The sequence below is a fragment of the Herbiconiux sp. FW305-C-125 genome, from assembly GCF_058783455.1.
The window spans coordinates 69,289-95,584 of sequence record NZ_JBYSYO010000006.1 but is presented as its reverse complement, the minus strand read 5'-3'; the positions used below and the strand labels follow the sequence as shown (position 1 = coordinate 95,584).

Here is a 26,296-nt window from a genome sequence, read left to right as displayed (position 1 = left end):
TTGGTCGTGGAGGCACTTCTGCTCGCCGCCCACGTTCTCGCGGGCATCCTCTTCGTCGGCCCGGTGGCCGTGGTGTGCTCGGTGTTCCCGCGCTACGTGCCGGTGGCCGACCCGGTGCCGGGCGACGACCGCGACGACGGACGGTCGTCTCGGGTGGCGCTCGCGCTGCACCGGATCACCCGCGTCTACGGAGTGCTCGGGGTCGCGGTGCCCGTGATCGGCATCGCGCTCGCCCTCGTGCAGCAGCGGTTCGGTGAGATCTGGATCACGATCGCCATGGTGCTGACGGCGGTCGCGGGGGCGCTGCTGGCCTTCCGGATCGTGCCCGCGCAGGCGGCGGCGATCGCGCATCCGCCCGCCCGGCGGCGCCTCGCGGGTCTCGCCATGCTGGCCGGAGTGTTCAACCTGCTGTGGGTCGTCGTGGTGGTGCTCATGATCGTGCGACCGGGATCGGCGTACACCTCGTGACCGCGCGCAGCCACGACGAGCCGGGGCATGACGCGCCGGCCGGGGTCTCGTCACCCGCACCGCCGGCAGGCCGCGCGCTGTTCGTGGTGCTGCTCGTGCTCTCGGTCGCCGAGATCGCGACGCTCGGCCTGCTGCTCGTGAATCTCGCGCTGCTGCACGTCCGCCCGATCGCCCAGGCCATCGGGCCGGTGCACGGCGCGGTGTACCTCGCGGTGGTCGCCATCGCCGTCTTCGCGCCGGGCCTGCGCCGCCGCGACCGCGCGCTCGGCTTCGTGCCGGTCGTGGGCGGCGCGCTCGCCGTCTGGCGCCTGCGCCACCGCCCCGCCTCGGCCCCGGTCGTCGCCTCCACGCCCGATGACGACGACGCCCTCGCGAGCCGCCCGACCCCGACTCCCGATCCCTCGAACGGAGTGACCTCGTGACCACCCACGACCCGGCGCACCTCCCACCGCCATCGGATGCGGCCGCCCTGCACGTGCAGATCCTGCTCATCGACGCGTTCGACCCGATGGATGCGCTCGGCCCGCTCGAGGCCTTCGTCGCGGCGGGCGAGTTCGCCGGCGGGGTCGTGACCACCGAGCTCGTCAGCGCGGAGGGCCCCCGCGAGGTGTCGAGCGGCGTGCCCGGTGTCTCGCTCCGGGCGACCGCGGCCCTCGATCCGGCACGGCCCGGCGTGATCGTGGTGCCGGGCGTCGCGGGCCCCGTCGGCGACGAGGGCGAGAACGACGAGCGGCCCGGCATCCCGATCCTGCTCGCCGCCGTCGCGCAGACCGAGGTGACACCGCTCATGGCGCAGGCGCTGGCGCATCCGCAGGTCACGGTGCTCGCGGTCTGCGGCGGCTCGTTGGCGCTCGCCATGGGCGGCCTGCTCGAGGGCCGGCACGCCGTCACCCACATGCTCGGCAACGGGATGCTCGAGGCCACCGGCGTCGAGGTGGTGCGCGCTCGCGTCGTCGACGACGGCGACCTCATCACCACGGGCGGCGTGACCTCGTCGCTCGACGGCGCGCTGTACGTGATCGAGCGCCTGATCGGCCCGCAGGTCGCGGCCGCCACCGAGCACTACTTCGAGACCGAACGCCGCGGCACGGTCTGGCGGGCCGCCGGCCCGTCGGCACCGATCCCGAGGCCGAGCTGAGAACGGCAGGAACGCATGGACGAGATCGTCGGTACCTGGGACGTCGAGCTGGCGACCCCGATCGGCCGGCAGCAGATCGTGCTGGAGTTCACGCGCGCCGCGGGCGGTGATCAAGGCGAGCCGATCACCGGCACCGCGAGCAGTCCGCGCGAGACCGTGGAGCTGCGCGACCTGCGTCGCGAGGGCGACGCGGTGCGCTGGGAGCAGTCGATCCGGCATCCGATCCGCCTGAACCTCGCTTTCACGGTGCGCGTGGAGGGCGACCGGATGCTCGGCGAGGCCAAGGCCGGCCCGCTCCCCTCGACGGCCCTCACGGGCATCCGCCGCACCGCCGCGGTGTGAGATGACCGCGAAGCGGGCGCGGGCGCAGCCGCGGCAGCTCAGGCGGCCGGCGTCACGCGGCGTCGCCGCAGCCGATCGATGACCGCCTGCACCGGGCCGGTGAGGAGGAGGCCCAGCAGGGCGAACAGCCCGAGCTGGGGCACCACCACCACCACCACGAACACGAGCAGCATCAACGTCGACGCCACCAGCGACGGCACCAGGCTGAGAGTGCCGCGCGCCTCCGGCGCCTGGAGTTCGGGGTGGCGCACGATGAGCACCATCTGAGCCGTGCCCGCGAAGCTCGAGAGCACCATCGTGCCCACGTAGAGCGCCGAGGTGGCCGGCGAGTTCTCGACGTCGCCCGAGGCGATGAGCTCGGTGGGGAAGGGCAGGAACACGATGGTGAGCAGCCAGAACATGTTGATCCAGATCAGGGTTCTGTTGTACCCGGCGATGTTCTCGTAGATGCGGTGATGGGCGTACCAGAACCGCCCGATCACCGCGAAGCTGATCACGAACACCAGCAGCTTCAGCCAGTTGTCGACGAGCAATTGCGTCACCGTCTTGTCGCCCAGTTCTGTCGCGGTGTCGACGAGCGGGAGAATGAGCAGCGTGATCGCGATGGCGACCACCGCGTCGCTGAAGTTGACCAGCCGGTCGAAGCCGCGTTCGGTGTGCATGCCTTCATTATGCTGATCGGCCGGATGCGCGGGTGGCATCCGGCTGCGCTGTGGAATACTGCCGGCGCCGCTCGGGTTGTGGAGAGAACTACTTGATCGAGGACAAATAACTACGTGACTGACGACGACCAGGGCCAGTGGCTGAGCGAAGCCGAGCGGGCGCGACTGCGCCAACCGACCAACCAGCGGGCGGTGGTCTTCACCCTCGCCTTCACCGGTCTCGTCACCGCGTTCATGATGACGCTGCTCACACCCCTCGTGCCCGAGCTGACCGAACTGCTGAACGTCTCGGTCGAGGACTCGCTGTGGGCCGTCACCGTGACCCTGCTCGCGGCCGCGGTGTCGACGCCGATCGCGGGGCGGCTCGGCGACCTCTACGGCAAGCGGCGCGTGGTGCTCGTGCTGCTCGTGCTCGTGATCGTCGGTTCGGTCATCGCCGGGCTCTCATCGAACCTCGTGCCGCTCATCGTCGGGCGTGCTCTGCAGGGCGCCGGCATCGGTGTGATCCCGCTCGGGGTGAGCATCCTGCGTGACGTGCTGCACCGCGACCGGCTCGGCGGCGCCGTCGCCCTGGTGAGTGCGACCCTCGGTGTGGGCGGTGCCGTCGGCCTGCCGATCTCGGCGGTCATCTCGCAGTACCTCGATTGGCACTTCCTCTTCCTCGTCTCGGGAGTGCTCGCCGCGCTCGGCTTCGTGCTGGTGTGGAAGTTCATCCCCGTCAGCACACTGCGGAGTGAAGGCACCTTCGACGTCGTCGGCGCCATCGGTCTCGGGATCGGCCTCGTGGGCATCCTGCTCGGTGTCTCGAAGGGCGGCAGCTGGGGGTGGGGCAGCCCGGCCACGCTCGGCACCATCGTCGGCGGTGCCGTGGTGCTGGTGCTCTGGGGGCTGTTCGAGCTGCGCACGCCGAGCCCGCTGATCGACCTGCGGGTGGCGGCGCGGCGCACCGTTCTCCTCACCAACCTCGCCTCCGTGACGGTGGGCTTCGCCTTCTTCGCCAGCACGGTCGCGCTGCCGCAACTGCTCGAAGCGCCGACCGCGACCGGCGTCGGACTCGGTCAGACCATGCTCATCGCGAGTGTCTGCCTCATGCCGAGCGGACTCATCATGTGGGCCATGTCGCCGGTCGCCGCGCGGCTCACGCGGGCGCGCGGTGCGCGCACCAGCCTGCTGCTCGGCATCGCGATCATCGCGGTGGGCTACGTGCTCGCCGTCTTCCTGATGAGCGAGGTGTGGCACACCGTCGTCATCGCCACCGCGGTCGGCTTCGGTGTCGGCTTCGCCTACGCCGCCATGCCGAACCTCATCATGAGTGCCGTGCCCGCCACCGAGACCGCCGCCTCCAACGGGCTGAACTCGGTGATGCGCACGCTGGGGTCGACGGTGGCGAGCGCCGTGCTCGGCGTGGTGCTCTCGAGCAACGTCGTGACGGTGGGGGAGGTCACGACGCCGAGCGCCGCGGGATTCCAGCTCGCCTTCATCATCTCGGCGGTCGCGGCGGGCGTCGGCGTGCTGTTCACCGTCTTCATCCCGCGGCACCACCGGGCCTATCGCCAGGCCAGCATCCCGGATGCGGACGACCGCGCCGGCGAGGCGGGGCCGGCCGCGCAGGCGGCCTGACCGAGCAGCGCCCGAGCGATCGGGGCAGGGCGCTCAGCCCGAGTGCGCCACCGCGCCCTCGGGCTGCCCAGCGGGTCGCCCTGGCACCACGCGGACACGCGTGATCCGCCGGTGCTCGATCTCGGCGACCTCCAGCACGCCGCCGCCCTCCACGGTGACGACGTCGCCCACGGTCGCGAGTCGGCCGAGGCGCTCGGTCACGAACCCGGCGACGGTCTCCGACGCGCCCGGCGGCAGCGCGAGCCCGGTGGCCTCGGCGAAGTCCTGGCGGTTGAGTCGCCCGTCGACGAGTCCGCCCGCGGCGGGCACCTCGCCCGTCGCGGTCTCGGTGTCGTACTCGTCGAAGATCTCGCCGACGACCTCCTCGATCACGTCCTCGAGCGTCACGATCCCGTCGGTGCCGCCGTACTCGTCGACGACCACGGCGATGTGCTCGCCGCGAGCGCGCATGCCCGACAGCGTCGGCAGCACCCTGGCCGTCGAGGGCAGGTAGGCGATCGGGCGGGTGATGGTCTCGAGCGCGGCGGCGCCGTCGACGTTCGCCGCGTCGTAGAGGTCGCGCACGTGCACGAAGCCCACGATGTCGTCGATGGAACGGTCGATCACGGGATAGCGCGAGTAGGGGCGGTCGGCGACCGCGGCCGCGGCAGCGCCGATCGTGTCCCGGGCGTCGAGCGCGGCGACCTCGGGCCGGGGACGCATGACCTCGGTGACCTGCCGGCCGCGGAGGGAGAGGACGTCGTCCAGGATGCGGCGTTCGTCTTCCGGGAGGCCCTCGTGGCTCGACACGATGTCGCGCAACTCCTCCTCGGTCATCTCCTCACCGGTCTTGTGAGGGTCGCCGCCGAGCAGCCGGACGAGCGCGTTCGTCGAGACCGACAGCAACCAGATGACGGGCCGCATCAGCGTGGCGAACCCGCCGAGGACGGGAGCCACCGCGTAGGCGAACTGCGCGTTGCGCTGGATGGCCAGGCGCTTGGGCACGAGCTCGCCGAGCACCAGTGACAGGTACGCGATGATGAGGGTGAGGACGACGGTCGCCAGAGTTCCGGCGGCAGCCACCGGCACGCCCAGGCTGACGAGCAAGGGTACGACCGAGGGCGAGATCGCGGATGCGCCGTAGGCGGCGGAGGCGAATCCGGCGACGGTGACGCCGATCTGCACGGCCGAGAGGAACCGGTTGGGGTTCCTGGCCAGGCTCGCGACCTTCTCACCGCGCCGGCCGCGGAGGGCGAGGGCGTTGATCTGGCTCTCGCGCAGCGTGACGAGTGCCATCTCGGTCGCCGCGAAGACGCCGCCGATGAGGACGAAGACGATGACCAGCACGATAGTCACGACGAGATCGCCGCTCATCGGGCGGCCTTCGCCGGAATGTGGGGCGCGCCCGGGGTCACCCGGGCGCTGGGTCTATGGCCGTCGGAGTCGGCGGTGCGTGTCATGCCCTCGACGGTATCGAGCGCCCATTTGAGAACGCCGACAAGCTCGGCGGACGACTAACCGATCGCGGCGATCCGCCAGCCCGCAGTCGTGCTCTCGCCGGGTTCGAGCACGATCAGGTCGTGGCCGGAGTTGAAGGCATCGGGTGGGCAGGTCATCGGCTCGACCGCGAGGCCGATGCGGCTCACCTCGGGCTCGGGCCGGTCGGCGGTGTGCACCTGCACCCACTCGCACTCCCGGCCGAAGCTCAGTGCGACCCCCGTGCCGTCGGCCGCGGTCACCGTCACGGTCGCGGTGCCCGCCGCGTCCCGCCGCAGCGAGGTGAAGGCGTGGTCGATGAAGGTGTCGCCGATGCCGCGTGGCTCACGGAAGTCGAAGGCGCCCTGGTCTTCGACGGCGACCTGGGAGAGACCGATCGGGATCAGCCGCTCCGGGGTGACCGTCAGCACCTCGTCGGCCGGCAGCGTCAGCGTCCAGTCGTCGACGTGCCCGGGGCCCGCCACCAGGTACGGATGCGGTCCGGTGCCGAACGGCGCGGCGTCGGCACCCGTGTTGCGGGCGGTGACGCTCTGGTGCAGTCCCGCCTCGTCGAGCCGGTACTCCACCCGCAGCTCGAGGCGGTGCGGGTAGCCGGCCTGGGACTCGATCACCGCCTCGAGCACGACGCTCTCGGGGGTGCGCTCGGTCACCGCGAAGTCGAGCCACGCCGCCAGGCCGTGCAGCGCGTGTGAGCGGGAGGGTTCGGTGAGCGGCAGCTGCTGCTCGACGCCCGCGAAGGTGTACCGGCCGTCGACGACCCGGTTGGGCCACGGCGCGAGCGTGGCACCACGGTAGGCGGGGCGCTGCTCGTCGACGCCGAAGGGCACCACGAGGTTGCGGGTGCGGTGCTGCAGAACGCGCAGCGTGGCGCCGATCGAGGCGATCGAGGCCCGGTACTCACCGGCTTCGAGGTCGATGCGGGCGCCGGACAGGGGGCGGACTGCGGCCACGGGGTGACTCTCCTTCGGGGTGGACGTGCTTCAACGCTAGTGCCTCGGCCGTCGCGGCCGCGCCCGTGCGAAACGCGCCGAACCGCGACAAACCCGAGACGCGCGAGCGGCGTCGCGGTACCCTTCGAGGAATCGAAGGACCGTCAACAGAAGGGAATTCCGCTCATGACCGACGAGAATCAGCCGCCCGCCGGCTCTTCGGTTCCGCCGCAGCAGCCCGTTCCGCCCGCACCCGGTGCCGCTCCGCAGTACCAGGCCGCGCCGCCGCCTCCGCCCGCGGGTGCCCCCGGCTACCAGCCCGGCTACGGTGCCGCTCCGGCCGCCGTGCCCGGCAAGACGCTCGGCATCGTGGGCTTGATCGTCTCGATCGCCGGCTTCTTCATCCTGCCGCTGCTCGGTTCGATCGCGGGCCTCATCATCAGCGTCATCGGTGGCCGCCAGTCGAAGGCCGCGGGCGTGCCCAACGGCCCCGCGAAGGCCGGTGTCATCATCTCGATCATCGGGATCGTGCTCTCGGTGATCTGGATCACGATCGTCATCATCGCGGTCGTCGTCGGCGCCTCGGCTCTGATCTCGCAGTGCGCCGACCTTGGCCCCGGCGTGCACGAAGTGGGCGGCGTCACCTACACCTGCAGCTGAGCCCCGCGCATCCACTGAACTCCCGTCGTCTCCGGCGACCGGCTCCGGGAATTTTTCCCGTCGGATATCGTTCACAACACCGAACGACATCACTTGAGCCGGGCATCCGGAGACGACGGGAGTTTTTGCATGACACGCATCATGGTCGTGGTCGGGAGTGTGCGCCCGGGGCGGATCGGCCTGCCGATCGCCGAGTGGGTGCGCGACGAGCTGCTCACCGACAGCGCCATCGAGGTCGATTTCGTCGACCTGGCCGAGCTCGCGCTGCCCTTCATGGACGAGCCGAACCACCCGCGCCTGCACGACTACCTGCACCAGCACACGAAAGACTGGAGCGAGCGCGTCGACGCCGCCGACGGATTCGTGTTCGTCACCCCCGAGTACAACCACAGCTTCTCGCCGGCGCTGAAGAACGCGCTCGACTACCTCAGCAGCGAGTGGTTCCGTAAGCCGGTCGGCTTCGTCAGCTACGGCGGCGTCTCGTCGGGCACCCGCGGCGTGGTCATGCTGAAGCCCGCGGTGGCCGGCCTCGGCCTGGTGCCCGCGGCGGCGGCCGTGGAGATCACCTTCGCCGCCCGCCAGCTCGACGACGAGGGCCGGTTCCAGCCCACCGAGCAGCAGGAGAAGAACCTCGCGGCGCTGGCCGACGAGCTCGTGGCCCTCGGCTCCGCCCTCGCCCCGCTGCAGAAGCGGCACGCTCGCTCGCCCGGCGCCTGAGCCACCCGCCGATCATATCGTCATGGGCGTCTACACCCTCGGTGCGCTGACCACCGTCCCGGTCGCCGGCCGACCCGATCTCGTCGCGCCCGCCGTCTGGGCGGCGCTCGCCGCATCCGGGCTCCAGGATGCGGTGGGCGTGGTCGAGATCGACCCGGCGGTCTCCGACACGGCCGCGACCCAGGACGCCTACGGGCTCGAGGTCGACACGCTCGCGAACTGCGTCGTGGTGGCCGGCAGACGCGAGGGCGAGGAGCGCATCGCCGCCTGCGTCGTGCTCGCGAGCACGCGCGCCGACGTGAACGGCGTGGTGCGGCGCCGGCTCGACGTGCGCAAGTCGTCGTTCCTGCCGATGGACCGCGCGGTGGGTCTCACGGGGATGGAGTACGGCGGCATCACGCCGATCGGCTTGCCCGGCGAATGGCCGGTGCTGGTGGATGCGCGGGTCGTGACCCAGCCGGCGGTGATCGTGGGCAGCGGAATCCGCCGGTCGAAGCTCCTCATGCCCGGGGCGGTGCTCGCCGCACTGCCCGGCGTCGAGGTGGTGGACGGCCTCGGCCGGGCGGCGGCCGGTGGCGCGTAACGCACGGGCGGGCCGGGGCCCCGCCGAACTAGAGTTGCCCTGACGAATCCCTCCGCTCCCAGAAAGCCGAACCCATGTCTGCTCGCATCTACGACGACGTCACCGAGCTCGTCGGACACACCCCGCTCGTTCGCATCAACCGCCTCACCGAGGGCATCGACGCCACCGTGCTCGGCAAGCTCGAGTTCTACAACCCCGCGTCGAGCGTGAAGGACCGCATCGGCGTCGCCATCGTCGACGCCGCCGAGAAGTCGGGGGAGCTGAAGCCCGGGGGCACCATCGTCGAGGGCACGAGCGGCAACACCGGCATCGCGCTCGCGCTCGTGGGTGCGGCGCGCGGCTACAAGGTCATCCTCACCATGCCCGAGACGGCGTCGACCGAGCGCCGCGTCGTGATGCGCGCCTACGGGGCCGAGATCGTGCTGACGCCGGGGCCGGAGGGCATCCGTGGTGCGCTCGCGAAGGCGAACGAGATCGTGGCGTCGACGCCGAACTCCATCCTCGCGCGGCAGTTCGAGAACGAGGCGAACCCGGCCATCCACCGCGCCACCACCGCCGAGGAGATCTGGGCCGACACCGACGGCGCCGTCGACATCTTCGTCGCGGGCATCGGCACGGGTGGCACCATCACGGGTGTCGGCCAGGTGCTCAAGGAGCGGAAGCCCGGCGTGCAGGTGATCGGGGTCGAGCCGCTCGACTCGCCGCTGCTGACCGAGGGTAAAGCCGGGCCGCACAAGATCCAGGGCATCGGTGCGAACATCGTGCCCGACATCCTCGACCGCACGGTCTACGACGAGATCGTCGACGTCGCGCTCGACGACGCGCTGCGCGTGGCGCGCGAACTCGCGAGCGAAGAGGGCATCCTCGCCGGAATCTCGTCGGGCGCCATCATGTGGGCGGCCCTCGAGGTGGCGAAGCGGCCCGAGAACGCGGGCAAGACCGTCGTGGCGGTGGTCTGCGACTTCGGTGAGCGGTACATCTCGACGCCCCTCTACGCCGACCTCGTCGACTGACGGATCGGGTCGTGGCAGCATCGCGTCGGAGGCGCCGCCCAGGGCTCGTCGGGCGGCTGCGCGAAGACGTCGAGGCGGCGCGCACGCACGACCCGGCGGCGCGCAGCGCCCTCGAGGTGGTGCTCGGGTACCCCGGGGTGCACGCGGTCTGGGTGTACCGGGTCGCGCATCGGTGGTGGCGCAGCCCCGGGCTGAAGCTGCCGGCGCGACTGCTGTCGCAGTTCGCGCGGTTCCTGACCGGGGTGGAGATCCACCCGGGGGCCCGCATCGGTCGACGGCTGTTCATCGATCACGGCATGGGCGTGGTGATCGGTGAGACCGCGGAGATCGGCGACGACGTGATGCTGTACCACGGCGTCACCCTGGGTGGGAAGAGCGAGCGGCGGGAGAAGCGGCATCCGACGCTCGGCGACCGGGTCGTGGTCGGCGCCAACGCGACCATCCTCGGACCGGTGTCGATCGGTGCCGACAGCAGCGTGGGTGCGGGAGCGGTGGTGGTGAAGGATGCCCCGGCCGGCGCGGTTCTCGTCGGCATCCCCGCGCGCGACCTCACCCGACTCCCCGAGGGTTCGGGCTCGCGCGCCCCGCTCACCGACCCCGCCTTCTACCTCGACCCCGCCATCTACATCTGAGCCCAGGGCCGCGCGGGCGGCCTCAGGGCCGCAGTGCGGTGAGGAGGTAAGAGAGCAAGCGGTCGGCCTGCTCGGGCGACAGCGCCGCCAGCGCGATGCCGTTCCCGGCGACCAGCACGTCGAGCGGCTCGACCTCGGGGCGCACCGTTCCTGCGTCGACGCCCGCCGCAAGGAGGCGACCGACCGCGTCGAGGGCGAGGGCGCGGGCGCCCGGAAAGCTCACGCCGGCGTGCGGGCTGCGGCCCTCGGCCGGAGCCGCCTGCTCGGTCGCCCGCAGCGCCCGCGCGAGACCGGCTTTGGCGCGCAGATACTCGATCCACTCGGCGAGCCACGCACGCAGTGCCGCGTCGGGCGAGGGTGAGGACGCCAGCAGGGGCTCGACGGATGCGCACAGTCGGCTGAGCTCGTTCTCGTGTGCGGCCTCGATCAGGGATTCGCGGGTCGGGAAGTGCCGGTAGAGGGTTCCGATGCCCACCCCGGCGGACTTCGCGATGTCTTTCAACGACGCGGCTGGTCCGTCGGCGGCGAAGGCGCGCACCGCAGCCTCGAGCAGTCGTTCCCGGTTGGCCACGGCGTCGGCACGGCGCCCCGACCGGACCGGAACGTCGTCCATGGCTGACCTCCCGCTGAGACGATTGCAAACGGAGCCGACTCCGGTTACATTAAACGGAGCCGGCTCCGATTCAATCTACCAGCCCGCTCTCATTCTCGGGAAGGACACCATGTCAGCAACGCGCATCACCACCCCGTTCGGGCCCACCTCGACCGCAGAGGACGTGATCGCCGGCATCGACCTCGCCGGCCGCCGGGCCGTCGTGACGGGCGCCTCCTCCGGCATCGGCGCGGAGACGGCACGGGCTCTCGCCGCCGCGGGAGCAGAGGTCACTCTCGCCGTGCGCGACGTCGAGGCCGGCGCTCGCGTCGCCGCCGTGGCCGGCGGGGCCGTTCGTGTCGCCCCGCTCGACCTCGCCGATCGCGCATCGATCACCGGATTCGTCGACTCCTGGCGTGGGCCGCTGCACATCCTCGTCGACAACGCCGGCGGGATGGCCTCGCCCGAGACCCGCACCGCCGAGGGCTGGGAGCTCCAATTCGCCACCAATCACCTCGGGCATTTCGCCCTCACCCGAGGCCTCCATGACGCGCTCGCCGCGGGTGCGGCCGGCCGACCCCACTCCCGTGTCGTGGTGGTGAGTTCGGTCGGGCACGTGAACGGCGGCATCCGGTGGAACGACGTCAACTTCGAGCACGACCCCTACGACGCGTGGCAGGCCTACAGTCAGTCGAAGACCGCCAACGTGCTCTTCGCGGTGGAGGCGGCGCGGCGGTGGGCGCGCGACGGCATCGACGTGAACGCACTCAACCCCGGTCGCATCTGGAGCACGGGTTTGTCGCGCCACATGTCGACGCCCCCTGCCGCGTTCGAGCCCGGACACAGCGACGGCGTCTCGGTCAAGGACATCCCGCAGGGCGCGGCGACGTCGGTGCTGCTCGCCGCGTCGCCGCTCGTGGAGGGGGTCACCGGCCGCTACTTCGAAGACGCGCAGGAGGCCGAACCGTACGTCGAGGGGCTGCGGCGCGGTGTGGCGGCCCACGCCGTCGACCCCGACGACGCGGCACGGCTGTGGCGGCTCTCCGAGCGGATGCTCGACGGGGAGGCCGCGGGTCTGGCATCCTGACGCGCATGAGCATCGAGGTGCGGGCGGCGACGTCGTTCGACGACGTGCGCACGATGGTCGGCCCGAAGCGGCCCGACGCGAACGTCTGCTGGTGCCTCAGTTACCGCATCCCGTCGAAGCAGAACCTCGAGCTGCACGGGCCGGAGCGCGGCGCCCTCGTGCAGGATCTGGTGCGCCAGGACCCGGCACCGGGGGTGCTCGCCTACGACGGCGACGAGGTGGTGGGGTGGGCGGCCGTGCATCCGCGGGCCGACACGAGCTTCGCGCGCAACCGGAGGATTCCGCAGGTCGACGACCTCGACGTCTGGTCGATCTGGTGCATCCGGGTGCGCCCAGGGCACCGTGGCAAGGGCATCTCGCACGACCTGCTGGCGGGAGCGGTCGAGTTCGCCCGCGCCAACGGGGCACCCGCGGTTGAGGGGTACCCGGTCGACAACGGCGGGGCGAAGGTCGACCTCACGATGGCCTACGTGGGCACCCGGGCCCTGTTCGAGAAGGGCGGCTTCACGAAGGCCGCCGACACCACCTCGGTGCTGAACGGCTTTCCGCGCGTGCTGATGCGCCTCGACCTCAGCTGACCAGGCTCAGCGCGCGCAGCCCTCGCCGAGTCGGAAGCTCAGGGCGTCGGCGCCGCAGCCCGAGGCGACGAGCCAGCCCAGCTCCGCACCCTGCACCTCGCGCACGCCCTCGCCGGTCGGGCCCCACACCAACGCGACCGTTGCGTCGGCAGCAGGACTCGTCTGCAGGCCGCCCGAGGGTGACTCGGTGAAGAACACGGCGACGCCCAGGCGCTCGAAGTCGCTGCGCAGGGCGCAGTTCGTGGTCGACGAGTCGAGCCGGTCGCTCCCGGTGAAACCGGTGAGGCACACACCTTCCTGCGGATCGATGGGGTTGTGGTACGTGTCCCCGACGAGCGCGGCGAACATCCGCACGCCGTGCTGCTCGCCGAGGTAGCGCACGGGTCCCGCGTTCATGACGCCCTGCAGCAGCACCTGGTTCACGAAGTCGGAGCGCCCCTCGTCGGGCGGGTCGGCCGGCGCCGTGAACACCTCGAGCGAGGAGCGGGGTGCGGATGCCTGCACCACGTTCCCGGCGATGGCGGCGGCCGCGACCGCCGCGACCACGGCGACCAGGATGCGCGTGCCGCGCCACCACGGCCGCCGCGCGCGGGCGCGGGCCGGGGCCCGTGCCGGGGATCTGCTCGTCTCCGTGGCGGCAGCGGGTTCCGTGAGGGGCTGCGCGGTGAGCAGGCCCGACGCCGCAACCGCGCGGTCGAGCGCCGCGTGCTCCGCGCGCAGGTGCTCGCGCAGCTGCGCCAACTCCTCCTCCGCCGCCTCGGTCGCCGCATCGGCGGCGGCACCCGGGCGGTACACGGCGTGCTCCAGGGCGCGCAGGCGCCGACGCTCCGCCGGCGTGCCGACCACGCCGTCGGAGCGTTGCTGGAGCAGCGCCCGCCCGTCGTACCCCACGGGCAGGGCGGCGGAGAGCCGGGCGAGCGCCCGGGCATCCGTGTCGATCAGCCGCAGACAGTCGCGCGCTTCTGCTGCGGTGACCGACCGGCTCGCCGACTGCGCGCTACTCCTCGTAGCCGAGGTTGTCGTTCAGCACTTCCTCGTCGTCGTCGAAGATCGGGTCGACCTCGTCGGCCTCCGCGTCTTCGACGTCATCGAGCTCTTCGGTGTCGTCGAGATCGACGTCCTCGAGGTCCTGGTCGGAGAGGGAGAACTCCTTCGTCTCGTCGGGTTCGTCGATCCGTTCGTTCAGCTCGGACATCACTGCTCCTCGTCGGGATGGGGTGGTGCGGAGTCGCGCCGATCCGCAATTCCCACCGTAGGCACCAGACGGCTCCGCTGTCGACCCGTGCGCGAAACCGCAGAGCTTGCCGTGCGCCGGAGCGTGGAGGGCGCCGCCGGTGTCTACTGGAGCAATGCAGTCCTTCGGAGCAATGCAGTCCCTGTGGCGCGCCGGCCGCCGGCCCCTCCTCACGCAGCCGTTCGTCGCCGGCGAGGAGTACGACGACGTCGTGGTGGGTGCCGGTCTCACCGGGCTCGCCACGGCGCTCATGCTCGCCGAGGCCGGCCGCCGGGTGGTGGTGCTCGAGGCGCGTGAGATCGGATCGCTCGCCACCGGCAACACGACCGGCAAGATCTCGCTGCTGCAGGGCAGCCGGCTGTCGACCATCCGCGCGCACCATTCGCGGCGCATCCTGCAGGCCTACGTCGACTCCAACCGCGAGGGTCAGGAGTGGCTGCTCGACTTCTGCGAGCGCGCCGGCGTGCCGGTGCAGCGCCGCACCGCCTACAGCTACGCGCAGCATCCGTCGGCTGCGGCCGACGTCGAGGCCGAGCACCGCGCCGCCCGCGAGGCCGGCCTGCCGGTGAGTCTCGTGGAGATGGCCGATGTGCCGTTCCCGTTCGCCTTCGGCGTGGCGCTGCCCGACCAGGCCCAGTTCGACGCGATGGACCTGCTCGAGGCGCTGGCGCACCAGTTCATGGCGGCCGGCGGCGTCATCCACACCCACGTGCGCGTCACCGGGGTGCGGGCGAGCGCGCCGGCGCGGGTGCTGACCACGGCGGGCGAGGTGCGGGGCGGCGACGTGGTGCTGGCCACCGCGACGCCCATCCTCGACCGGGGGCTGTACTTCGCCAAGACGCACGGCCAGCGCTCCTACGCGATCGCGATGGAACTGCCGGATGCCGGCCCCGGCGACCTCCCGGAGGGCATGTACCTCTCCATCGGCGACAGCGGGCACTCCCGCTCGGTGCGCACCGCCCCGCGCAACGGCCGCGACCTGCTCGTGCTCGGCGGCAACGGCCACGAGGTCGGCCGGCCGGGGGAGGAGTCGGAGGCCCGCCGGGTCGACGACCTGCGGGAGTGGGGCGAGACCTACTTCCCGGGCGCGCGGCTCACCCACGCCTGGTCGGCACAGGACTACGAGTCGCACAACCTCATCCCGTTCGTGGGGGCGCTGCCGCGGGGGCGCGGGCGCGTCTTCGTGGCGACCGGGTACGCGAAGTGGGGCATGACGAACGCGGTGGCGGCGGGCATCCGCATCTCGTCGGAGATCTTCGGCGACCGCTGGAGCGACCGACGGCACTGGCACCAGGTGCTCGGCACCCGGATGACCAGACCCGCCGATCTGGCCCGAGGCGCCCGCGCCGGCGCGGAGGTGGGCGTGGCCGCGGTGAGCGGCTGGCTCGGCGCCGAGCAGGAGCCGACCCCGGTGCCGCGACCCGCGGAGGGCACGGGTGTGGTGGCGAACTCGAAGGGGCGCCCGGTGGGCATCTCGACGGTCGGCGGAACGACCTGCGCCGTCAGCGCCGTGTGCCCGCACCTCGGCGGCGTGCTGCACTGGAACGACGCCGAGCGCTCCTGGGACTGCCCGTTGCACGCCTCCCGGTTCGCGGCCGACGGCACGCGCCTCGAGGGTCCGGCACTCAGCGACCTCGAGCGCCTCCCGCGCCGAACCCGCAGGAAGGCCCGCTAGCATCGGGCGTATGACGCTCGTGGGGCAGGAGTCGCTGATCCGGCAGACGAGTGCGGGGGCGGTGCGCGGGGCGCGCGAGGGCGGCGTGCTGAGCTGGAAGGGCATCCCGTTCGCGGCGGCGCCCGTGGGGGAGCGGCGCTTTCGGCGGCCGGTCGCGCCGGAGCCCTGGCACGAACTGCGCGATGCCACCCGGTACGGCCCGATGGCGCCCCAGCGTGTGCTGCGGTCGATGGAGGTCGACCCGGCCATCCCGATCAGCGAGGACTGCCTGAGCCTCAACGTGTGGGCGCCGCGAGGGGCCGGGGCGGGTGCCGGAGCCGGCAAGCCCGTCATGGTGTGGATTCACGGCGGCGGGTACTTCCAGGGCTCGACCGGCCAGCGCTACTACGACGGGCGGAACCTCGCGGCGAACGGCGACGTCGTCGTGGTGAGCGTGAACTACCGGCTCGGCGTGCTCGGATTCGTCGACTTCTCGAGCCTGTCGGCGAGCTCGGGCGAATCGAGCTTCGGGCACGGTTTCGACTCGAACGTGGGCCTGCGCGACCAGATCTTCGCGCTCGAGTGGGTGCGCGAGAACATCGCGCGCTTCGGCGGCGACCCGGGCGACGTGACGCTGTTCGGGGAGTCGGCAGGTGGGGCATCCGTCATCGCTCTGATGGCCTCGCCGCCGGCGGCCGGGCTGTTCCACCGGGCCATCGCCCAGAGCGCGCCGGTCACCTCGGTGTACGGGCAGGCGCGGGCGGCGAGCGTGGCGCGGCGGTTCCTCGAGATCGTGGGCATCGAACCCGAGCGCGCGCAGCGGCTGCGCCAACTCGACCCGCTCGACCTCGTCGACGCGGGGGCGGAGCTCATCCACGAGATCTCCGGGCGGGTTCCGGGCACGCTGGCGATGGCGCCGGTGCACGGCGACGACGTGCTGCCGGATGCACCGCTCACGGTGTTCGCCGAGGGGCGGGCGGCGCGCATCCCGCTCATCATCGGCACGAACCACGACGAGTCGTCGTTCTTCAAGCTGATGCGCTCGCCGCTCCTGCCCATCACGACGGACGCGGTGGAGCAGATGTTCGCCGAGATCGCCGTCGACCGGCCGGAGTTCGAGGGCGTGGGGGCGCGCATCACCGGGGCGTACCCCGCCTATCCGCGGCGACGCACGCCGGCCGAGGTGTCGCGTGACGCCGGGTTCCGGATGCCCTCGATCTGGCTCGCGGAGGCACACAGCCGCTTCGCCCCCACCTGGATGTACCGCTTCGACCACGCGACACCGCTGCTGCGGGTCACCGGCATCGGGGCTACCCACGCCGCGGAGCTCGCCTACGTGTTCGGCTCGTTCGCGCCGCGCGGCAAGGACATCGTGTTCGGGCTCGGCGGCCGGCCCGAGGCGCTGCGGGTGTCGAAGCGGATGCAGGCCCGCTGGCTGGCGTTCGCCAACGGCCGGGCGCCCGACGCGGATGCCGCGCTGACACCCGTGTCGTGGCCGGCCTACGACGCCGAGCGGCGCAGCACGCTCATCATCGACCGCGACGACGCGGTGGTCGACGACCCGGATGCGGAGATCCGCGAGGCGTGGGGCCCGGAGGTGCTCGCGTTCCGCTGAGCCGGGCGCCGGTGGTGCGGGCGTCGGTGGTGCCGGCCGTGGTCGCGCCGCCTGCGGTCAGACCTCGATCGCGCCGCCGCGGGTGGCGAGGTGGCGGCGGAGGGTCAGGCTCGGGTCGGCGGCCTGCGCGGCGCGGTAGGCGGCGAAGTCGAGTTGGCTGCGGAGGGTGGTGCCGCCGCGCATCCGCTCGGCCTGGGCCGACTCGGTGGCCTGGATGGCGCGGGCCGCCTCGACCACGGCAGCCACGTGCTCGGCCGCGAGTACGAGCACGCCGTCGTCGTCGCCGAAGACGTAGTCGCCCGGTGCGACGGGGGTTCCGCCGAGCACGGCGTAGGGCATCGCGGGGCCTGCCGGCGGCACCCGGCGCGGGCCGAAGGGGAAGGCGCCGAGGCTGTGCAGCGGCAGCCCGATCTCGCGCAGCTGAGCGGTGTCGCGGTGCCGGCCCCAGACGACCATGCCGCCCATGCCGGCGCGTTCGGCCTCGAGCACCATGAGGTCGCCGACGCAGGCCTCGTCGTCGCGGGCCGCGTTGTCGACCACGACGACCGCGCCGGTGGGGGCGTCGTCGATGGTCTGGAGGATGACGTCGACGCTCCCGAGGTGCGTCACCGGCGCGGCCGGCCCCGAGAACGAGTGGCCGGGCAGGAGCGGCCGGAGGTTCGGCGGCGCGGTGCGCGCGGCGACGCCGACCCGGAGAGACGCGTCGGCGAGCGCGGCGGTGGACAGGGCGGAGTGGGCGGCGTCGGCGTGGGGCATCCGCCCAGCCAAGCGGCCGCGCGGCGACACTTCAAGAGGCCGCCTGCGCCCCCGCGGCCTGCCCCCGCACCGCCGCCCGGCCGGTGGGCTCAGTCGGGCGGGGCGGCGGTCTCGAAGTAGAGGTGCGAGTGCAGGCGGCAGCCCTCGTTGAAGGCCGCGCCGCAGGCGGGGCAGGCGGTCACCTCGAGGTAGTCGGCGATGGTGAGTTCGTGCTTGCACACGCCGCAGAGGATGGCCCGCTCGCCCCATTCGGCGCGCGGCCACTGCGCCGCCGCATGCCCGGCCGTCTCGGCGTGGCAGAGGTGACACGGGTAGTACTCGCCGCAGCAGGCGAACTTGATGGCGATCACGTCGACCGCCGAGCGGTAGTGGATGCACCGGGTCTCGTCGTCGACCACAGGCCCGTGCACGACCGGCCCGGGCACCGCCGGACCGCTCACGCCGGGGCCGCCGCTCACTCGGCACCTCGCGCGATCAGGGCGTCGGCGAGGTCGTCGGCGTGCTTCAACGACATGACGAGCAGGGGCATCGCGAGAAAGCGTAGTCGAGGCGTGGCGCCGCGGGCGCGCTGTGCCGCACGGATGTTCGCCGCGAAGCCCGCGATGACCGGCACCACCGTGATCGTCATGGCGAGCAGCAGTCCCACCCGCGCCGGATCGACACCGATGCGGCGCAGCGGCCCCAGCCCGCGTTCGACGGCGTCGAGCAGTGCGCTCGTGCGGGTGGTGAGGGTGACGAGGGTGGCCAGCAGCACGACGGTCACCACGCGGCCGGTGTTCGTGGCGGCGACGGGGAGAGGCAGGAAGATGACCTGTGTCACGAGCGTGATGGCGACGATCCAGCGCAGAGCGACGAGCTGACGCAGCACCTCGAGCGGCCCGAGCCCCGCGGCGAGGTATCCCGCCACCACCAGCGCGCCGATGCCCGCGATCGCCCACGCCGTGGTGGCGAACACCGTGATGGCGATGGCGAGCAGCATGAGTGCGATGAGCTTGGGCCCGGCGGGCAGCCGGTGCACGATGCTGGTGCCGGGGCGGTAGAGGGCGATCATCCGAGGTCCTGGCGATAGCGCGCGATCACTCCGGCGGGCGCGTCGACCTCGAGCAGGCGGCCGCCCTCGAAGCGCACGGCGACGTCGCAGCGGGCCGCGAGCTCGAGGTCGTGGGTGACGAGCACCACTTGCTGGGGGAGTTCGTCGAGCAGCAGCCCGCTGATCAGGCGGCTGTTGCGGCCGTCGAGCAGGGCCGTCGGCTCGTCGGCCACGATGACCGACGGCTCGGCGATGAGCACCGCGCAGAGGGCGAGCAACTGCTTCTGGCCGCCGGAGAGGCTGTGCGCGGGGGCGTCGGCACGCTCGGCCAGGCCGTACCGCTCGAGCGTAGCGGCGACGCGTTCGGCGATCTCTGCCTTGCCGAGGCCGCGGCGGCGCAGCGAGAACGCGACGTCTTCGGCCACGGTGGGCATGATGATCTGGGCGTCGGGGTTGCTGAACACCGAACCGACGAGCCGCCGCACGTGCTTGCGGCCGGCCACCAGGTCGTGGCCGTGGATGCTCACCCGCCCTCGCGTCGGGGCGACGAGTCCCCCGAGGAGGCGGGCGAAGGTCGACTTGCCCGATCCGTTCTCGCCGATCACGGCGATGCGCCGCTCGGCGAGGCTGAGGGTGACGTCGGAGAGGATGCGCGTGCCCGCGAGCTCGACGCCCACGCCGTCGAACGCGAGCGTGCGGTCGGCCGGGGTCTCGCCACCGAGGTCGTGAGCGGCTGCCGGGGTGGGCTCCGTCACGGGAGGGGGAGCGGGTTGTCGTCGGGGACGGTCGCCGCTGCCGGTTCGGCCGACGCCCTCGCCGGTGCCCGCAGGGCGTCGCCGAAGGCGCGGGGGTAGGCACGCCACAGCGCCATGGTGACGAGGGTGGCGACGACCGCCTTCAGCGCGTCGCCCGGCAGGAAGACCGTGCTCGACAGGGCGGTCGCGCCGAGCGGGAGGTGGGTCACGAGGGCTTGCACCGGCACACCGACGGCGTAGACGGCGAGGATGCCGCCGACGACGCAGCCGAGAGCGGTGCGCCACCAGGTCAGTCGGCGGCCGGCATGCACGATGGCTCCGGTGACGAAGGCGCCGAGAATCCAGCCGAAGAGGTAGCCGGCGGTCGGCCCCACGAACACCCCGGCTCCGCCGTGCCCGCCCGAGAGCAGCGGCAGCCCGACGAGCACGAGGAGGAGGAACACGACGACCGCGGCCGCTCCCCGCCAGGCGCCGAGCACGGCGCCGGCGAGCATGATGCCGAGCGTCTGCGCCGTGATGGGCACCGCGTTGCCGAAGATGGGGATGGCGCCGGGGATGCCCAGCACGGCGATGATGGCGGCGAAGACGGCGATGCGTGCGAGGTCACGGACGTCGAATTTCACAAGGGCTCCTTGGGTCTCGGTGGCTCGGCGCTCACCTGAACAGCGTTCACCTGAACAGCGTTCAGGTTATAGGATGGCACGGTGACGGCGAAATCAGGGAGACCCGAATCCCGGGCTCCGCGCCGATCGGGTCGCGACGTGATCGAGGCGGCGCTCGGCATCCTCGACCGTCAGGGGCTTTCCGAGCTCACGATGCGCAACCTCGCCGAGAGTCTCGGGCTGCAGCCGAGCGCGTTGTACTGGCATTTCCCGAACAAGCAGACGCTGCTCGCAGCCGTCGCCGACGACATCGTCGCCCGCACGCGCACCGCACCCGGGTCCGCCCTGGATTGGCGCGAGCAGGTGCGGTTCGACGCCGCTGCCCTGCGGGACGCCCTGCTCGCCTTCAAGGACGGCGCAGAGGTCGTGTCGAGCGCCCTGGCCCTGGGGCTCGGCGCCGCCGAAGCCGGCCGCCGGCTCGCGGCAGGGATCGGGCGAGGCGGATTCGATCCGGCCGTCGCCGAGACCTCCGCCGAGGCCCTGCTGCACTTCGTCATCGGCCAGACCTGGCACGAGCAGCAGCGCCTGCAGGCCGACTCGCTGGGCGTGGTCGCCACCCCGCACGCGGCGTCGGCAGCCGTCGACGGGCCCGGCTCGCCATCCGGCGACGGGGCGGCCCCGCGGGCCCTGCTCACCTTCGATGTCGGCGTCGACCTCTTCCTGGCCGGACTCGAGGCCCGCGCTCCGGTGCGCGCCGAGGCGTGACGCCCCGGCACGGGATGGGTCTGACGGCGCCACCTGCCCATTCGGTCGGCGGCGGGAGCGCGGCGACGTACCCTGGAACGGTGAGTCGTGCATCCGGAGTTCTTCGCCGGGTGGGGTGGGGGCGGGGGCCCGGGCTGCCGCGCGATGTCGTCGTGCTCGGCGTGGTCGCGTTCTTCGTGATGCTCGGCTTCGGCGTCGTGGTGCCCGTGCTGCCCGTCTACGTGCGGAGTTTCGGCGTGGGGTACTTCGAGGTGGGTGCCGTGGTGTCGGCGTTCGCCGTGATGCGGCTCGTGGCCAATCCCTTCGTGGGAAAGCTGATCGACCTCGGCGGCGAGCGGATCATCCTCGCCGCGGGCATCGGCATCGTGGCGCTTTCCAGCGCCCTGGTCGGGCTCGCGGACACGTACTGGCAGGTGCTCGTGCTGCGGGGGGCCGGCGGCATCGGGTCGGCCATGTTCTCGGTCTCCGCCATGACGCTGCTGCTCGCAGCGGTCGATCCGGCGCTCCGCGGGCGAGCGGTGGGCTTCTACCAGGGGGGCTTCTTGATCGGCGGCATGGCGGGCCCGGCGGTCGGGGGACTGCTCTCCGGGATATCCTTGCACGCCCCGTTCTTCTTCTACGCCGGCACCCTCGCGATGGCGGGAACGATCGGGCTCGTGCTGCTGCGCCGCCACCACCGCGACCCGACGGCCGCCGCCGAACCGGCGAGGCCGTTCCGGGAGGTGCTTCGCGACCGGGGCTACCAGTCGGCGCTGCTCGCGAACCTCGCCCAGGGCTGGTCGGCGATGGGGGTGCGGAGCGCGCTCATCCCCGTGCTGGTCGTCGAGGTGCTGCACGGGCAGCCCGCCTGGACGGGCATCGCCTTCGCCATCGCCGCCGTCGCCCAGACGCTGGCGCTGCTGCCCGCGGGGCGATTCGTCGACACGGTCGGGCGCCGGCCCGCCATCGTCGGGTCGTTCGCCGTCGGCGCGGCCGTCATGCTCGCCATCCCGTTCGTCACCGAACTGTGGCTCCTCATCGTTCTGCTCTGCATCTACGGCGTCGCGGCCGCCTTCATGGGCACGGCTCCCGCCGCTGCGGTCGGCGACGCGGCCGGGGCGCGGGGCGGCCAGCCGGTGGCGGTGTTCCAGGCGGTCGCCGACGTGGGTGCGATCGTCGGGCCGCTGGCCGCCGGGCTGCTCGTCGACGCCCTCGGTTTTCCCGCCGCGTTCGGCTCGGCCGTGGTTCTGATGGCTGCCGCCTCGCTCTTCGCGCTCCGGATGCCCCGGCTGCGCATCGCGGCCTGACCGGAGGGTCCTCGGGCAGCCCTGTTGTGTAGTTTCGATGAACTGCTGGCTAGTATGTTCATCATTACTGAACTTGAGCAGAGAGCAGGTGTCAGCGCTGATGACCTCCACCAAGATCGCTTTCGTCGGGACCGGAGCAAACGGAGCGGGTATCGCGGCCGATCTCGCCCGCGCCGGACTCGATGTCACCTTCATCGAGCAGTGGCCCGCCCACGTCGAGGCGATGCGGGAGAACGGCATCACCGTCGTCATGCCCGACCGCACCGAGAACACGCCGGTGACCGCCTACCACCTGTGCGAGGTCGCGACGCTCCGCGCGCAGTTCGACATCGTCTTCATCGTGGTCAAGGCCTACGACACGCGCTGGGCATGCGAGCTGATCAAGCCGCTCGTGAAGGCCGACGGGCTCGTCGTGGGCCTCCAGAACGGCATGTCGCTCGACGACATCGCCGACATCATGGGCGCGGAACGCACGGTCGGCGCGGTCATCGAGGTCGCGTCGAACATGTGGGAGCCCGGTGTCACGAACCGGGAAACCCCTCCGGAGGAGGCGTGGTTCGCCATCGGCGGCATCCACCCTGCCGTGATCGGGCGCGAGGAGGAGGTGGCGGCCGTGCTGCGGCACGCCGGCACCGTGGAGATCTCCGACGACATCCGCTCGTCGAAGTGGATGAAGCTGATCGTGAACGCCGCCGAACTCGTGCCCTCCGCGATCCTCGACCTGCAGCTCGCGAAGGCGGTGGAGGTGCCCGGCATGTACGAGTTCATGCTCGGGTGCGGGCAGGAGGCCGCGCGCACCGCGGTGGCCACCGGCATCGCGCTGCGCCACATCTTCGGAATGCCCGAGGCCGACCTCGAGAACCCCGACCGGTTCGCCGAGCAGCTGTTCGAGCAGGTGCTGACCCGCTTCTCGTCACCGGACACCCGCACCACCTCGCTGCAGGACTGGATCAAGGGGCGCCGCAACGAGGTGCACGAGATCAACGGCCTGGTGGTCGACGAACAGAACCGGATCGGGGGTTCAGCGCCGGCGAACAGCCTCGTGGTGGAGCTGGCGCAACGCATCGAGGCCGGCGAGCTCGAGCGCTCACCGGAGAACATCGATCTGATCCTCGCCGCCCGCGTGTGACCGCCGGCGGTCAGCGCAGGTAGGCGCTGACGAAGAGATCACCCCGGATGCGCCCGAGGGCGTCCAGCACACGGTCGATCACCGCGTCGGTGACCGTCGAGGCGGCCGGGACGTCGTGCGGGCCGAGCGGGCGCAGCGGCGAGCAGCGGATGCGCACCACCTCCCAGCCCGCCGACCGCAGCACGTGGTCTTTGCTGCGGTCGGAGGCCTCGCGCGGGCCGACGTGCTCGAGGCCGAACCGGCCGACCGTGTCGTATTCGAGGGCGACGCGGAGTTCGGTCAGCACGATGTCGGGCCACACCTCGAGTCGGCCGTGGAACGGGCGGGCCACGGCCACCGCGTTCGGCGACGGGTCGAACTCGAGGCGTCTGCTGAGCTTCTGACGGAGGAGTGCTTCGGCGGCCGACGCGACTGGCGGGGCGTGCGCACTCCGGAACGCGTCGCCCGGCGCGTGCGCCGCGCTCGGCCGCGTCGCGCTCGGCCGCGCCGCGCTCTGCAGGGTCGCGCTCGATCGCGTCGCTGCTCTGGGCCCGCCTGCGGTCGGTCGGCCCGTTGCGGAGGCCGATGCCGAGGCCGGTGGCTCGGCCGGGCGGATGCGCCGGGGGGCGGCGAGGTCGGCGCAGACGGGACACCACGCCGAGCGCCGGCGTCGTCCCCCGGGGCGGGACCGCTGCTCCTCGGGTGTCGCCACGAAGAGGTGCCCGGCGTCGCACTGCCAGGTGAGGTAGACATCGGCCGCCGGCGGAATCTGCGTCAACGTGATCATGCGGTTGAGGTCGGGATGGTACTGGCGCACGAGCATCGGGTACATCGCCCACTCCTCCCGGTACGACCCCACCGGGTACGGCACGGCGCGCCCTTTCGAGCGCTGCCGCCGCTCCCACCACGCCTCGATGTTCTCGGGCACCGCCCAGCCTCTCTCCCGTCGCCGCCTGCGGCGACGCTACCGTGCACCTCCGACACCGGCGTCGGCGCGATACCGGGCCGATGTCGGCGGCCGCCGATAGGGTTCCGGCATGGTGCACGAACCGCCGCGGGTCGGCGAACTCTGCGCGCTCTGCGGTGCCGCCGTCGAGCCGTCCGCCCCGCTCGCGCTCTGCACGCAGCATGCCCTCGCGGCCCACGAGTGGATGGTGGGGGAGGTGGGGGTGACGGATGTGCTGCCGTCGCCGTGCCTGGCCTGCGGCTCGAGGTCGGGTGTGCGCTACCCGTCGGGGTGGCTCTGCGCGGTGTGCGAGTGGCGGCTCGGCGAGTGGCCGGATGCCGACGACCTCGACGCGCGCGATGCCGCCACCGCGCGGGTCGACGTCGTGTACTACGCCCGCTTCGGCGACCGGGTGAAGATCGGCACGTCGGCGAATCCGCGTGCCCGGCTCGCCCAGTTGCGCGTGGACGAGCTGCTCGCGCTCGAGCGGGGCACGCGACTGCTCGAGCAGCGCCGCCATGCCCAGTTCGCCGTCCATCGGCAGGGTGGGGAGTGGTTCGCCCTGCACGACGACCTGGCCCGGCACATCGCCACACTCGCGTCGGGTGTCGACGACCCCTGGGCGCTCTACGACCGCTGGCGCAGCGAGGCGATCGCGCTGGCCGGCACCCGCCAGCTCGACTGAGGGCCGGACAGGGCAGGCGCCGGCTCAGGCGAACAGTTCCGGATGCCGTTCCAATTCGAGGCGGGTGCGGCGGATGTGCGTGACGAGCATCCGCTCGGCGTCGTCGGGGTCTTGCCGACGGATGCAGTCGACCAGCAGATGGTGCTCCTGGTGCGTCACGCCGATGCCCGAGACGCCGACGAGGGTGGCGTACGCGCGCCGGTAGTGCTGGGTGGTGTTCCAGAGCCGGTGGATGAAGTCCCACAGCGTTCCGCGGGGTGCGCCGGAGTAGCTCAGCAGATGGAGCTCGCGGTCGTGCTCGAGGAAGTAGTCGACGTCGGTGTTCGTGGCCATCCCCGACGCGAGCTGGTCGAGCCGCTCGATGGTGTCCGGGGTGAGCTGCGGCATGCTCTGGCGAAGGAGGAGGGGCTCGAGGCGCTCGCGGATCGAGTACAGCTCGACGCACTCCTCGAGCGTGAGCCGGGCGACCCAGGCGCCGGAGTTGGCCACCAGGGTGATGAGCCCGTCGGCGTGCAGCATGCGGATCGCCTCGCGCACCGGGATGCGGCTCGCCCCGAACCGCTCTGCCAGGTCCTCCTGCCGGATGCGCGTGCCCGGCGCCAGCCGGCCGCCGAGGATCTCGCGCCGCAGGCTGTCGGCGATGCGGTGGCTCGCCACGGTGCCGGGGGTCTCCGGGGCGTCGGCTGGGGCGGTCATCCGTCGAATCCTACCCGTGGCGGTCAGTCGCCGGGCCTGGCCGGGTGCCACAGCAGGATCGGCGCATCCTGCTCGTACGCCTTGCCCTGCGGGTAGCTCACCAGCTCGAACTGCATGCCCCACGGGCTGAGGAAGTACACCCAGCGCTGACCCGCCGAGGCGTTGCGGCTCGCCGTCGGCTCGCCGAGCACCTCGATGCCGGCGTCGCGGAGGTGCTGCACGGCCACGTCGAGGTCGTCGACGTAGAACGCGACGTGGTGGCCGCCGATGTCGCTGTTGAGCGGCTGGGACCGCTGGGACGGCGTGGCGGCGTACTCGAAGACCTCGAAGTTCGGCCCCGATGCGCAGCGGTAGAAGCGGATCTCGTTCACCACCGCGCGCGGGTCGACGTTCAGGTGCTCGCGCATCCAGTCGCCGTCGTCGCGCCGCATGGCCGGCAGCGAGTAGACGTGGTCGCAGCCGATCACGTCGACGAAGAAGCGGTGCGCCTCCTCGATGTCGGGCACGGTGAAGCCGATGTGCTCGGCTCCGCGCAGTCCAGGAAGGGTCATCGTCGGCCTCCGGGTCAGTCAAATGTATCCATGAATAACGTTAGAGCAGATGCGAAGCCAATAAAAGAGCATCAAGCCGCTTGTAATGGATACATTTAACGCGTAGCCTCGACGCA

At 72.0% G+C, this 26,296-nt stretch carries 32 protein-coding genes; 18 read left to right on the top strand and 14 right to left on the bottom strand.

Annotated features, from left to right (window positions below; genetic code table 11):
- Positions 1–6: 6 nt before the first annotated feature.
- From AC3WLB_RS15555 to AC3WLB_RS15540, 4 genes are read left to right on the top strand one after another with little or no spacing between them, the layout of a single operon-like run.
- Complete coding sequence (locus AC3WLB_RS15555; protein WP_492507466.1) at positions 7–468, top strand: hypothetical protein; 462 nt, start codon at positions 7–9, stop codon at positions 466–468.
- Positions 465–890, top strand: a complete 426-nt coding sequence (locus tag AC3WLB_RS15550; RefSeq protein WP_492507464.1) for a hypothetical protein — start codon at positions 465–467, stop codon at positions 888–890. Before AC3WLB_RS15555 ends, AC3WLB_RS15550 begins: the two co-directional genes overlap by 4 nt.
- Positions 887–1,606, top strand: coding sequence for a DJ-1/PfpI family protein (locus tag AC3WLB_RS15545; RefSeq protein ID WP_492507462.1), 720 nt, complete (start codon positions 887–889; stop codon positions 1,604–1,606). Before AC3WLB_RS15550 ends, AC3WLB_RS15545 begins: the two co-directional genes overlap by 4 nt.
- 15 nt (positions 1,607–1,621) lie before the next feature.
- A complete protein-coding gene (locus tag AC3WLB_RS15540) occupies positions 1,622–1,948 on the top strand; it encodes a hypothetical protein (RefSeq protein ID WP_492507460.1) in 327 nt (108 codons plus the stop codon).
- A gap of 38 nt (positions 1,949–1,986) precedes the next feature.
- Here AC3WLB_RS15540 and AC3WLB_RS15535 read toward each other — a convergent pair whose 3' ends face one another.
- Positions 1,987–2,610 carry a TMEM175 family protein gene (locus tag AC3WLB_RS15535; RefSeq protein WP_492507458.1) on the bottom strand — a complete coding sequence of 208 codons (624 nt, stop codon included), beginning with the start codon at positions 2,608–2,610 and terminating at the stop codon, positions 1,987–1,989.
- A gap of 114 nt (positions 2,611–2,724) precedes the next feature.
- Here AC3WLB_RS15535 and AC3WLB_RS15530 point away from each other — a divergent pair, with 114 nt between their 5' ends.
- Positions 2,725–4,230 carry an MFS transporter gene (locus AC3WLB_RS15530; protein ID WP_492507456.1) on the top strand — a complete coding sequence of 502 codons (1,506 nt, stop codon included), beginning with the start codon at positions 2,725–2,727 and terminating at the stop codon, positions 4,228–4,230.
- A gap of 33 nt (positions 4,231–4,263) precedes the next feature.
- Here AC3WLB_RS15530 and AC3WLB_RS15525 read toward each other — a convergent pair whose 3' ends face one another.
- The gene (locus tag AC3WLB_RS15525) at positions 4,264–5,583 is read right to left on the bottom strand and encodes a hemolysin family protein (RefSeq protein ID WP_492507454.1); all 1,320 of its coding nucleotides are present in this window, start codon (positions 5,581–5,583) and stop codon (positions 4,264–4,266) included.
- A 140-nt stretch (positions 5,584–5,723) separates the two neighbouring features.
- Positions 5,724–6,656, bottom strand: a complete 933-nt coding sequence (locus AC3WLB_RS15520; protein WP_022898211.1) for an aldose 1-epimerase family protein — start codon at positions 6,654–6,656, stop codon at positions 5,724–5,726.
- A 165-nt stretch (positions 6,657–6,821) separates the two neighbouring features.
- Here AC3WLB_RS15520 and AC3WLB_RS15515 point away from each other — a divergent pair, with 165 nt between their 5' ends.
- The 5 genes from AC3WLB_RS15515 to epsC all read left to right on the top strand — a co-directional run bounded on the left by AC3WLB_RS15515 (position 6,822) and on the right by epsC (position 10,240).
- Positions 6,822–7,295, top strand: a complete 474-nt coding sequence (locus AC3WLB_RS15515) for a hypothetical protein (protein ID WP_492507452.1) — start codon at positions 6,822–6,824, stop codon at positions 7,293–7,295.
- Between the two features lie 129 nt (positions 7,296–7,424).
- Positions 7,425–8,012, top strand: coding sequence for an NADPH-dependent FMN reductase (locus AC3WLB_RS15510; protein ID WP_492507450.1), 588 nt, complete (start codon positions 7,425–7,427; stop codon positions 8,010–8,012).
- Positions 8,013–8,034: 22 nt separating this feature from the next.
- Positions 8,035–8,595: a YbaK/EbsC family protein gene (locus AC3WLB_RS15505; RefSeq protein WP_492507448.1), complete on the top strand. Its 561-nt coding sequence runs from the start codon at positions 8,035–8,037 to the stop codon at positions 8,593–8,595.
- Between the two features lie 74 nt (positions 8,596–8,669).
- Entirely contained in the window at positions 8,670–9,608 is a 939-nt protein-coding gene (gene cysK / locus AC3WLB_RS15500) for a cysteine synthase A (RefSeq protein WP_492507446.1), read from the top strand.
- Positions 9,609–9,619: 11 nt separating this feature from the next.
- Complete coding sequence (gene epsC, locus AC3WLB_RS15495) at positions 9,620–10,240, top strand: serine O-acetyltransferase EpsC (protein WP_492507444.1); 621 nt, start codon at positions 9,620–9,622, stop codon at positions 10,238–10,240.
- A 22-nt stretch (positions 10,241–10,262) separates the two neighbouring features.
- On the opposite strand, the gene AC3WLB_RS15490 is transcribed toward epsC, so the two are convergent.
- Positions 10,263–10,853, bottom strand: coding sequence for a TetR/AcrR family transcriptional regulator (locus AC3WLB_RS15490; protein ID WP_492507442.1), 591 nt, complete (start codon positions 10,851–10,853; stop codon positions 10,263–10,265).
- 109 nt (positions 10,854–10,962) lie between these two features.
- On the opposite strand from AC3WLB_RS15490, the gene AC3WLB_RS15485 reads away from it, so the two are divergent.
- Both AC3WLB_RS15485 and AC3WLB_RS15480 read left to right on the top strand, forming a co-directional pair.
- The gene (locus tag AC3WLB_RS15485) at positions 10,963–11,919 is read left to right on the top strand and encodes an SDR family NAD(P)-dependent oxidoreductase (RefSeq protein ID WP_492507440.1); all 957 of its coding nucleotides are present in this window, start codon (positions 10,963–10,965) and stop codon (positions 11,917–11,919) included.
- Between the two features lie 5 nt (positions 11,920–11,924).
- The gene (locus AC3WLB_RS15480) at positions 11,925–12,497 is read left to right on the top strand and encodes a GNAT family N-acetyltransferase (RefSeq protein ID WP_492507438.1); all 573 of its coding nucleotides are present in this window, start codon (positions 11,925–11,927) and stop codon (positions 12,495–12,497) included.
- A gap of 6 nt (positions 12,498–12,503) precedes the next feature.
- Here the strand turns inward: AC3WLB_RS15480 and AC3WLB_RS15475 are convergent, their stop codons facing one another.
- The gene (locus AC3WLB_RS15475) at positions 12,504–13,388 is read right to left on the bottom strand and encodes a hypothetical protein (RefSeq protein ID WP_492507436.1); all 885 of its coding nucleotides are present in this window, start codon (positions 13,386–13,388) and stop codon (positions 12,504–12,506) included.
- Positions 13,389–13,494: 106 nt separating this feature from the next.
- Complete coding sequence (locus AC3WLB_RS15470; RefSeq protein WP_492507434.1) at positions 13,495–13,692, bottom strand: hypothetical protein; 198 nt, start codon at positions 13,690–13,692, stop codon at positions 13,495–13,497.
- 154 nt (positions 13,693–13,846) lie between these two features.
- On the opposite strand from AC3WLB_RS15470, the gene AC3WLB_RS15465 reads away from it, so the two are divergent.
- Both AC3WLB_RS15465 and AC3WLB_RS15460 read left to right on the top strand, forming a co-directional pair.
- Positions 13,847–15,406: an FAD-dependent oxidoreductase gene (locus tag AC3WLB_RS15465; RefSeq protein WP_492507432.1), complete on the top strand. Its 1,560-nt coding sequence runs from the start codon at positions 13,847–13,849 to the stop codon at positions 15,404–15,406.
- 10 nt (positions 15,407–15,416) lie between these two features.
- Complete coding sequence (locus tag AC3WLB_RS15460) at positions 15,417–17,000, top strand: carboxylesterase/lipase family protein (protein ID WP_492507430.1); 1,584 nt, start codon at positions 15,417–15,419, stop codon at positions 16,998–17,000.
- 57 nt (positions 17,001–17,057) lie between these two features.
- Here AC3WLB_RS15460 and AC3WLB_RS15455 read toward each other — a convergent pair whose 3' ends face one another.
- From AC3WLB_RS15455 to AC3WLB_RS15435, 5 genes are all read right to left on the bottom strand, one after another.
- Complete coding sequence (locus AC3WLB_RS15455) at positions 17,058–17,756, bottom strand: RraA family protein (RefSeq protein WP_492507428.1); 699 nt, start codon at positions 17,754–17,756, stop codon at positions 17,058–17,060.
- Positions 17,757–17,845: 89 nt separating this feature from the next.
- Entirely contained in the window at positions 17,846–18,214 is a 369-nt protein-coding gene (locus AC3WLB_RS15450) for a CHY zinc finger protein (protein ID WP_492507426.1), read from the bottom strand.
- Positions 18,211–18,807 carry an energy-coupling factor transporter transmembrane component T family protein gene (locus AC3WLB_RS15445; RefSeq protein WP_492507424.1) on the bottom strand — a complete coding sequence of 199 codons (597 nt, stop codon included), beginning with the start codon at positions 18,805–18,807 and terminating at the stop codon, positions 18,211–18,213. The genes AC3WLB_RS15450 and AC3WLB_RS15445 overlap by 4 nt, the downstream gene beginning before the upstream one ends.
- The gene (locus AC3WLB_RS15440; protein WP_492507422.1) at positions 18,804–19,541 is read right to left on the bottom strand and encodes an energy-coupling factor ABC transporter ATP-binding protein; all 738 of its coding nucleotides are present in this window, start codon (positions 19,539–19,541) and stop codon (positions 18,804–18,806) included. Before AC3WLB_RS15440 ends, AC3WLB_RS15445 begins: the two co-directional genes overlap by 4 nt.
- Positions 19,538–20,164 carry a biotin transporter BioY gene (locus AC3WLB_RS15435; protein ID WP_492507420.1) on the bottom strand — a complete coding sequence of 209 codons (627 nt, stop codon included), beginning with the start codon at positions 20,162–20,164 and terminating at the stop codon, positions 19,538–19,540. The genes AC3WLB_RS15440 and AC3WLB_RS15435 overlap by 4 nt, the downstream gene beginning before the upstream one ends.
- Before the next feature lie 81 nt (positions 20,165–20,245).
- On the opposite strand from AC3WLB_RS15435, the gene AC3WLB_RS15430 reads away from it, so the two are divergent.
- The 3 genes from AC3WLB_RS15430 to AC3WLB_RS15420 all read left to right on the top strand — a co-directional run bounded on the left by AC3WLB_RS15430 (position 20,246) and on the right by AC3WLB_RS15420 (position 23,323).
- Entirely contained in the window at positions 20,246–20,908 is a 663-nt protein-coding gene (locus AC3WLB_RS15430) for a TetR family transcriptional regulator (protein WP_492507418.1), read from the top strand.
- 80 nt (positions 20,909–20,988) lie between these two features.
- Positions 20,989–22,194, top strand: coding sequence for an MFS transporter (locus AC3WLB_RS15425; protein ID WP_492507416.1), 1,206 nt, complete (start codon positions 20,989–20,991; stop codon positions 22,192–22,194).
- 100 nt (positions 22,195–22,294) lie between these two features.
- On the top strand, positions 22,295–23,323 hold the full coding sequence (locus AC3WLB_RS15420) for a ketopantoate reductase family protein (RefSeq protein WP_492507414.1): 1,029 nt from the start codon (positions 22,295–22,297) through the stop codon (positions 23,321–23,323).
- A 10-nt stretch (positions 23,324–23,333) separates the two neighbouring features.
- Here the strand turns inward: AC3WLB_RS15420 and AC3WLB_RS15415 are convergent, their stop codons facing one another.
- Positions 23,334–24,230, bottom strand: a complete 897-nt coding sequence (locus AC3WLB_RS15415; RefSeq protein ID WP_492507412.1) for a zinc-ribbon domain-containing protein — start codon at positions 24,228–24,230, stop codon at positions 23,334–23,336.
- A gap of 109 nt (positions 24,231–24,339) precedes the next feature.
- On the opposite strand from AC3WLB_RS15415, the gene AC3WLB_RS15410 reads away from it, so the two are divergent.
- Positions 24,340–24,933, top strand: coding sequence for a GIY-YIG nuclease family protein (locus tag AC3WLB_RS15410; protein ID WP_492507410.1), 594 nt, complete (start codon positions 24,340–24,342; stop codon positions 24,931–24,933).
- A gap of 24 nt (positions 24,934–24,957) precedes the next feature.
- Here the strand turns inward: AC3WLB_RS15410 and AC3WLB_RS15405 are convergent, their stop codons facing one another.
- Together AC3WLB_RS15405 and AC3WLB_RS15400 are read right to left on the bottom strand one after the other, a co-directional pair.
- A complete protein-coding gene (locus AC3WLB_RS15405; protein ID WP_492507408.1) occupies positions 24,958–25,629 on the bottom strand; it encodes a GntR family transcriptional regulator in 672 nt (223 codons plus the stop codon).
- Positions 25,630–25,652: 23 nt separating this feature from the next.
- Positions 25,653–26,180: a VOC family protein gene (locus AC3WLB_RS15400; protein ID WP_492507406.1), complete on the bottom strand. Its 528-nt coding sequence runs from the start codon at positions 26,178–26,180 to the stop codon at positions 25,653–25,655.
- Positions 26,181–26,296 lie beyond the last annotated feature (116 nt).

Excerpts from the sequence above, each read along its gene's own strand:
- AC3WLB_RS15540 (WP_492507460.1), top strand. The coding sequence starts at position 1,622 with ATGGACGAGATCGTCGGTACCTGGGACGTCGAGCTGGCGACCCCGATC.
- AC3WLB_RS15535 (WP_492507458.1), bottom strand. The coding sequence starts at position 2,610 with ATGCACACCGAACGCGGCTTCGACCGGCTGGTCAACTTCAGCGACGCG.
- AC3WLB_RS15525 (WP_492507454.1), bottom strand. The coding sequence starts at position 5,583 with ATGAGCGGCGATCTCGTCGTGACTATCGTGCTGGTCATCGTCTTCGTC.
- AC3WLB_RS15515 (WP_492507452.1), top strand. The coding sequence starts at position 6,822 with ATGACCGACGAGAATCAGCCGCCCGCCGGCTCTTCGGTTCCGCCGCAG.
- AC3WLB_RS15510 (WP_492507450.1), top strand. The coding sequence starts at position 7,425 with ATGACACGCATCATGGTCGTGGTCGGGAGTGTGCGCCCGGGGCGGATC.
- AC3WLB_RS15505 (WP_492507448.1), top strand. The coding sequence starts at position 8,035 with ATGGGCGTCTACACCCTCGGTGCGCTGACCACCGTCCCGGTCGCCGGC.
- cysK (WP_492507446.1), top strand. The coding sequence starts at position 8,670 with ATGTCTGCTCGCATCTACGACGACGTCACCGAGCTCGTCGGACACACC.
- AC3WLB_RS15490 (WP_492507442.1), bottom strand. The coding sequence starts at position 10,853 with ATGGACGACGTTCCGGTCCGGTCGGGGCGCCGTGCCGACGCCGTGGCC.
- AC3WLB_RS15485 (WP_492507440.1), top strand. The coding sequence starts at position 10,963 with ATGTCAGCAACGCGCATCACCACCCCGTTCGGGCCCACCTCGACCGCA.
- AC3WLB_RS15480 (WP_492507438.1), top strand. The coding sequence starts at position 11,925 with ATGAGCATCGAGGTGCGGGCGGCGACGTCGTTCGACGACGTGCGCACG.
- AC3WLB_RS15470 (WP_492507434.1), bottom strand. The coding sequence starts at position 13,692 with ATGTCCGAGCTGAACGAACGGATCGACGAACCCGACGAGACGAAGGAG.
- AC3WLB_RS15465 (WP_492507432.1), top strand. The coding sequence starts at position 13,847 with ATGCAGTCCTTCGGAGCAATGCAGTCCCTGTGGCGCGCCGGCCGCCGG.
- AC3WLB_RS15460 (WP_492507430.1), top strand. The coding sequence starts at position 15,417 with ATGACGCTCGTGGGGCAGGAGTCGCTGATCCGGCAGACGAGTGCGGGG.
- AC3WLB_RS15455 (WP_492507428.1), bottom strand. The coding sequence starts at position 17,756 with ATGCCCCACGCCGACGCCGCCCACTCCGCCCTGTCCACCGCCGCGCTC.
- AC3WLB_RS15445 (WP_492507424.1), bottom strand. The coding sequence starts at position 18,807 with ATGATCGCCCTCTACCGCCCCGGCACCAGCATCGTGCACCGGCTGCCC.
- AC3WLB_RS15420 (WP_492507414.1), top strand. The coding sequence starts at position 22,295 with ATGACCTCCACCAAGATCGCTTTCGTCGGGACCGGAGCAAACGGAGCG.
- AC3WLB_RS15410 (WP_492507410.1), top strand. The coding sequence starts at position 24,340 with ATGGTGCACGAACCGCCGCGGGTCGGCGAACTCTGCGCGCTCTGCGGT.
- AC3WLB_RS15405 (WP_492507408.1), bottom strand. The coding sequence starts at position 25,629 with ATGACCGCCCCAGCCGACGCCCCGGAGACCCCCGGCACCGTGGCGAGC.
- AC3WLB_RS15400 (WP_492507406.1), bottom strand. The coding sequence starts at position 26,180 with ATGACCCTTCCTGGACTGCGCGGAGCCGAGCACATCGGCTTCACCGTG.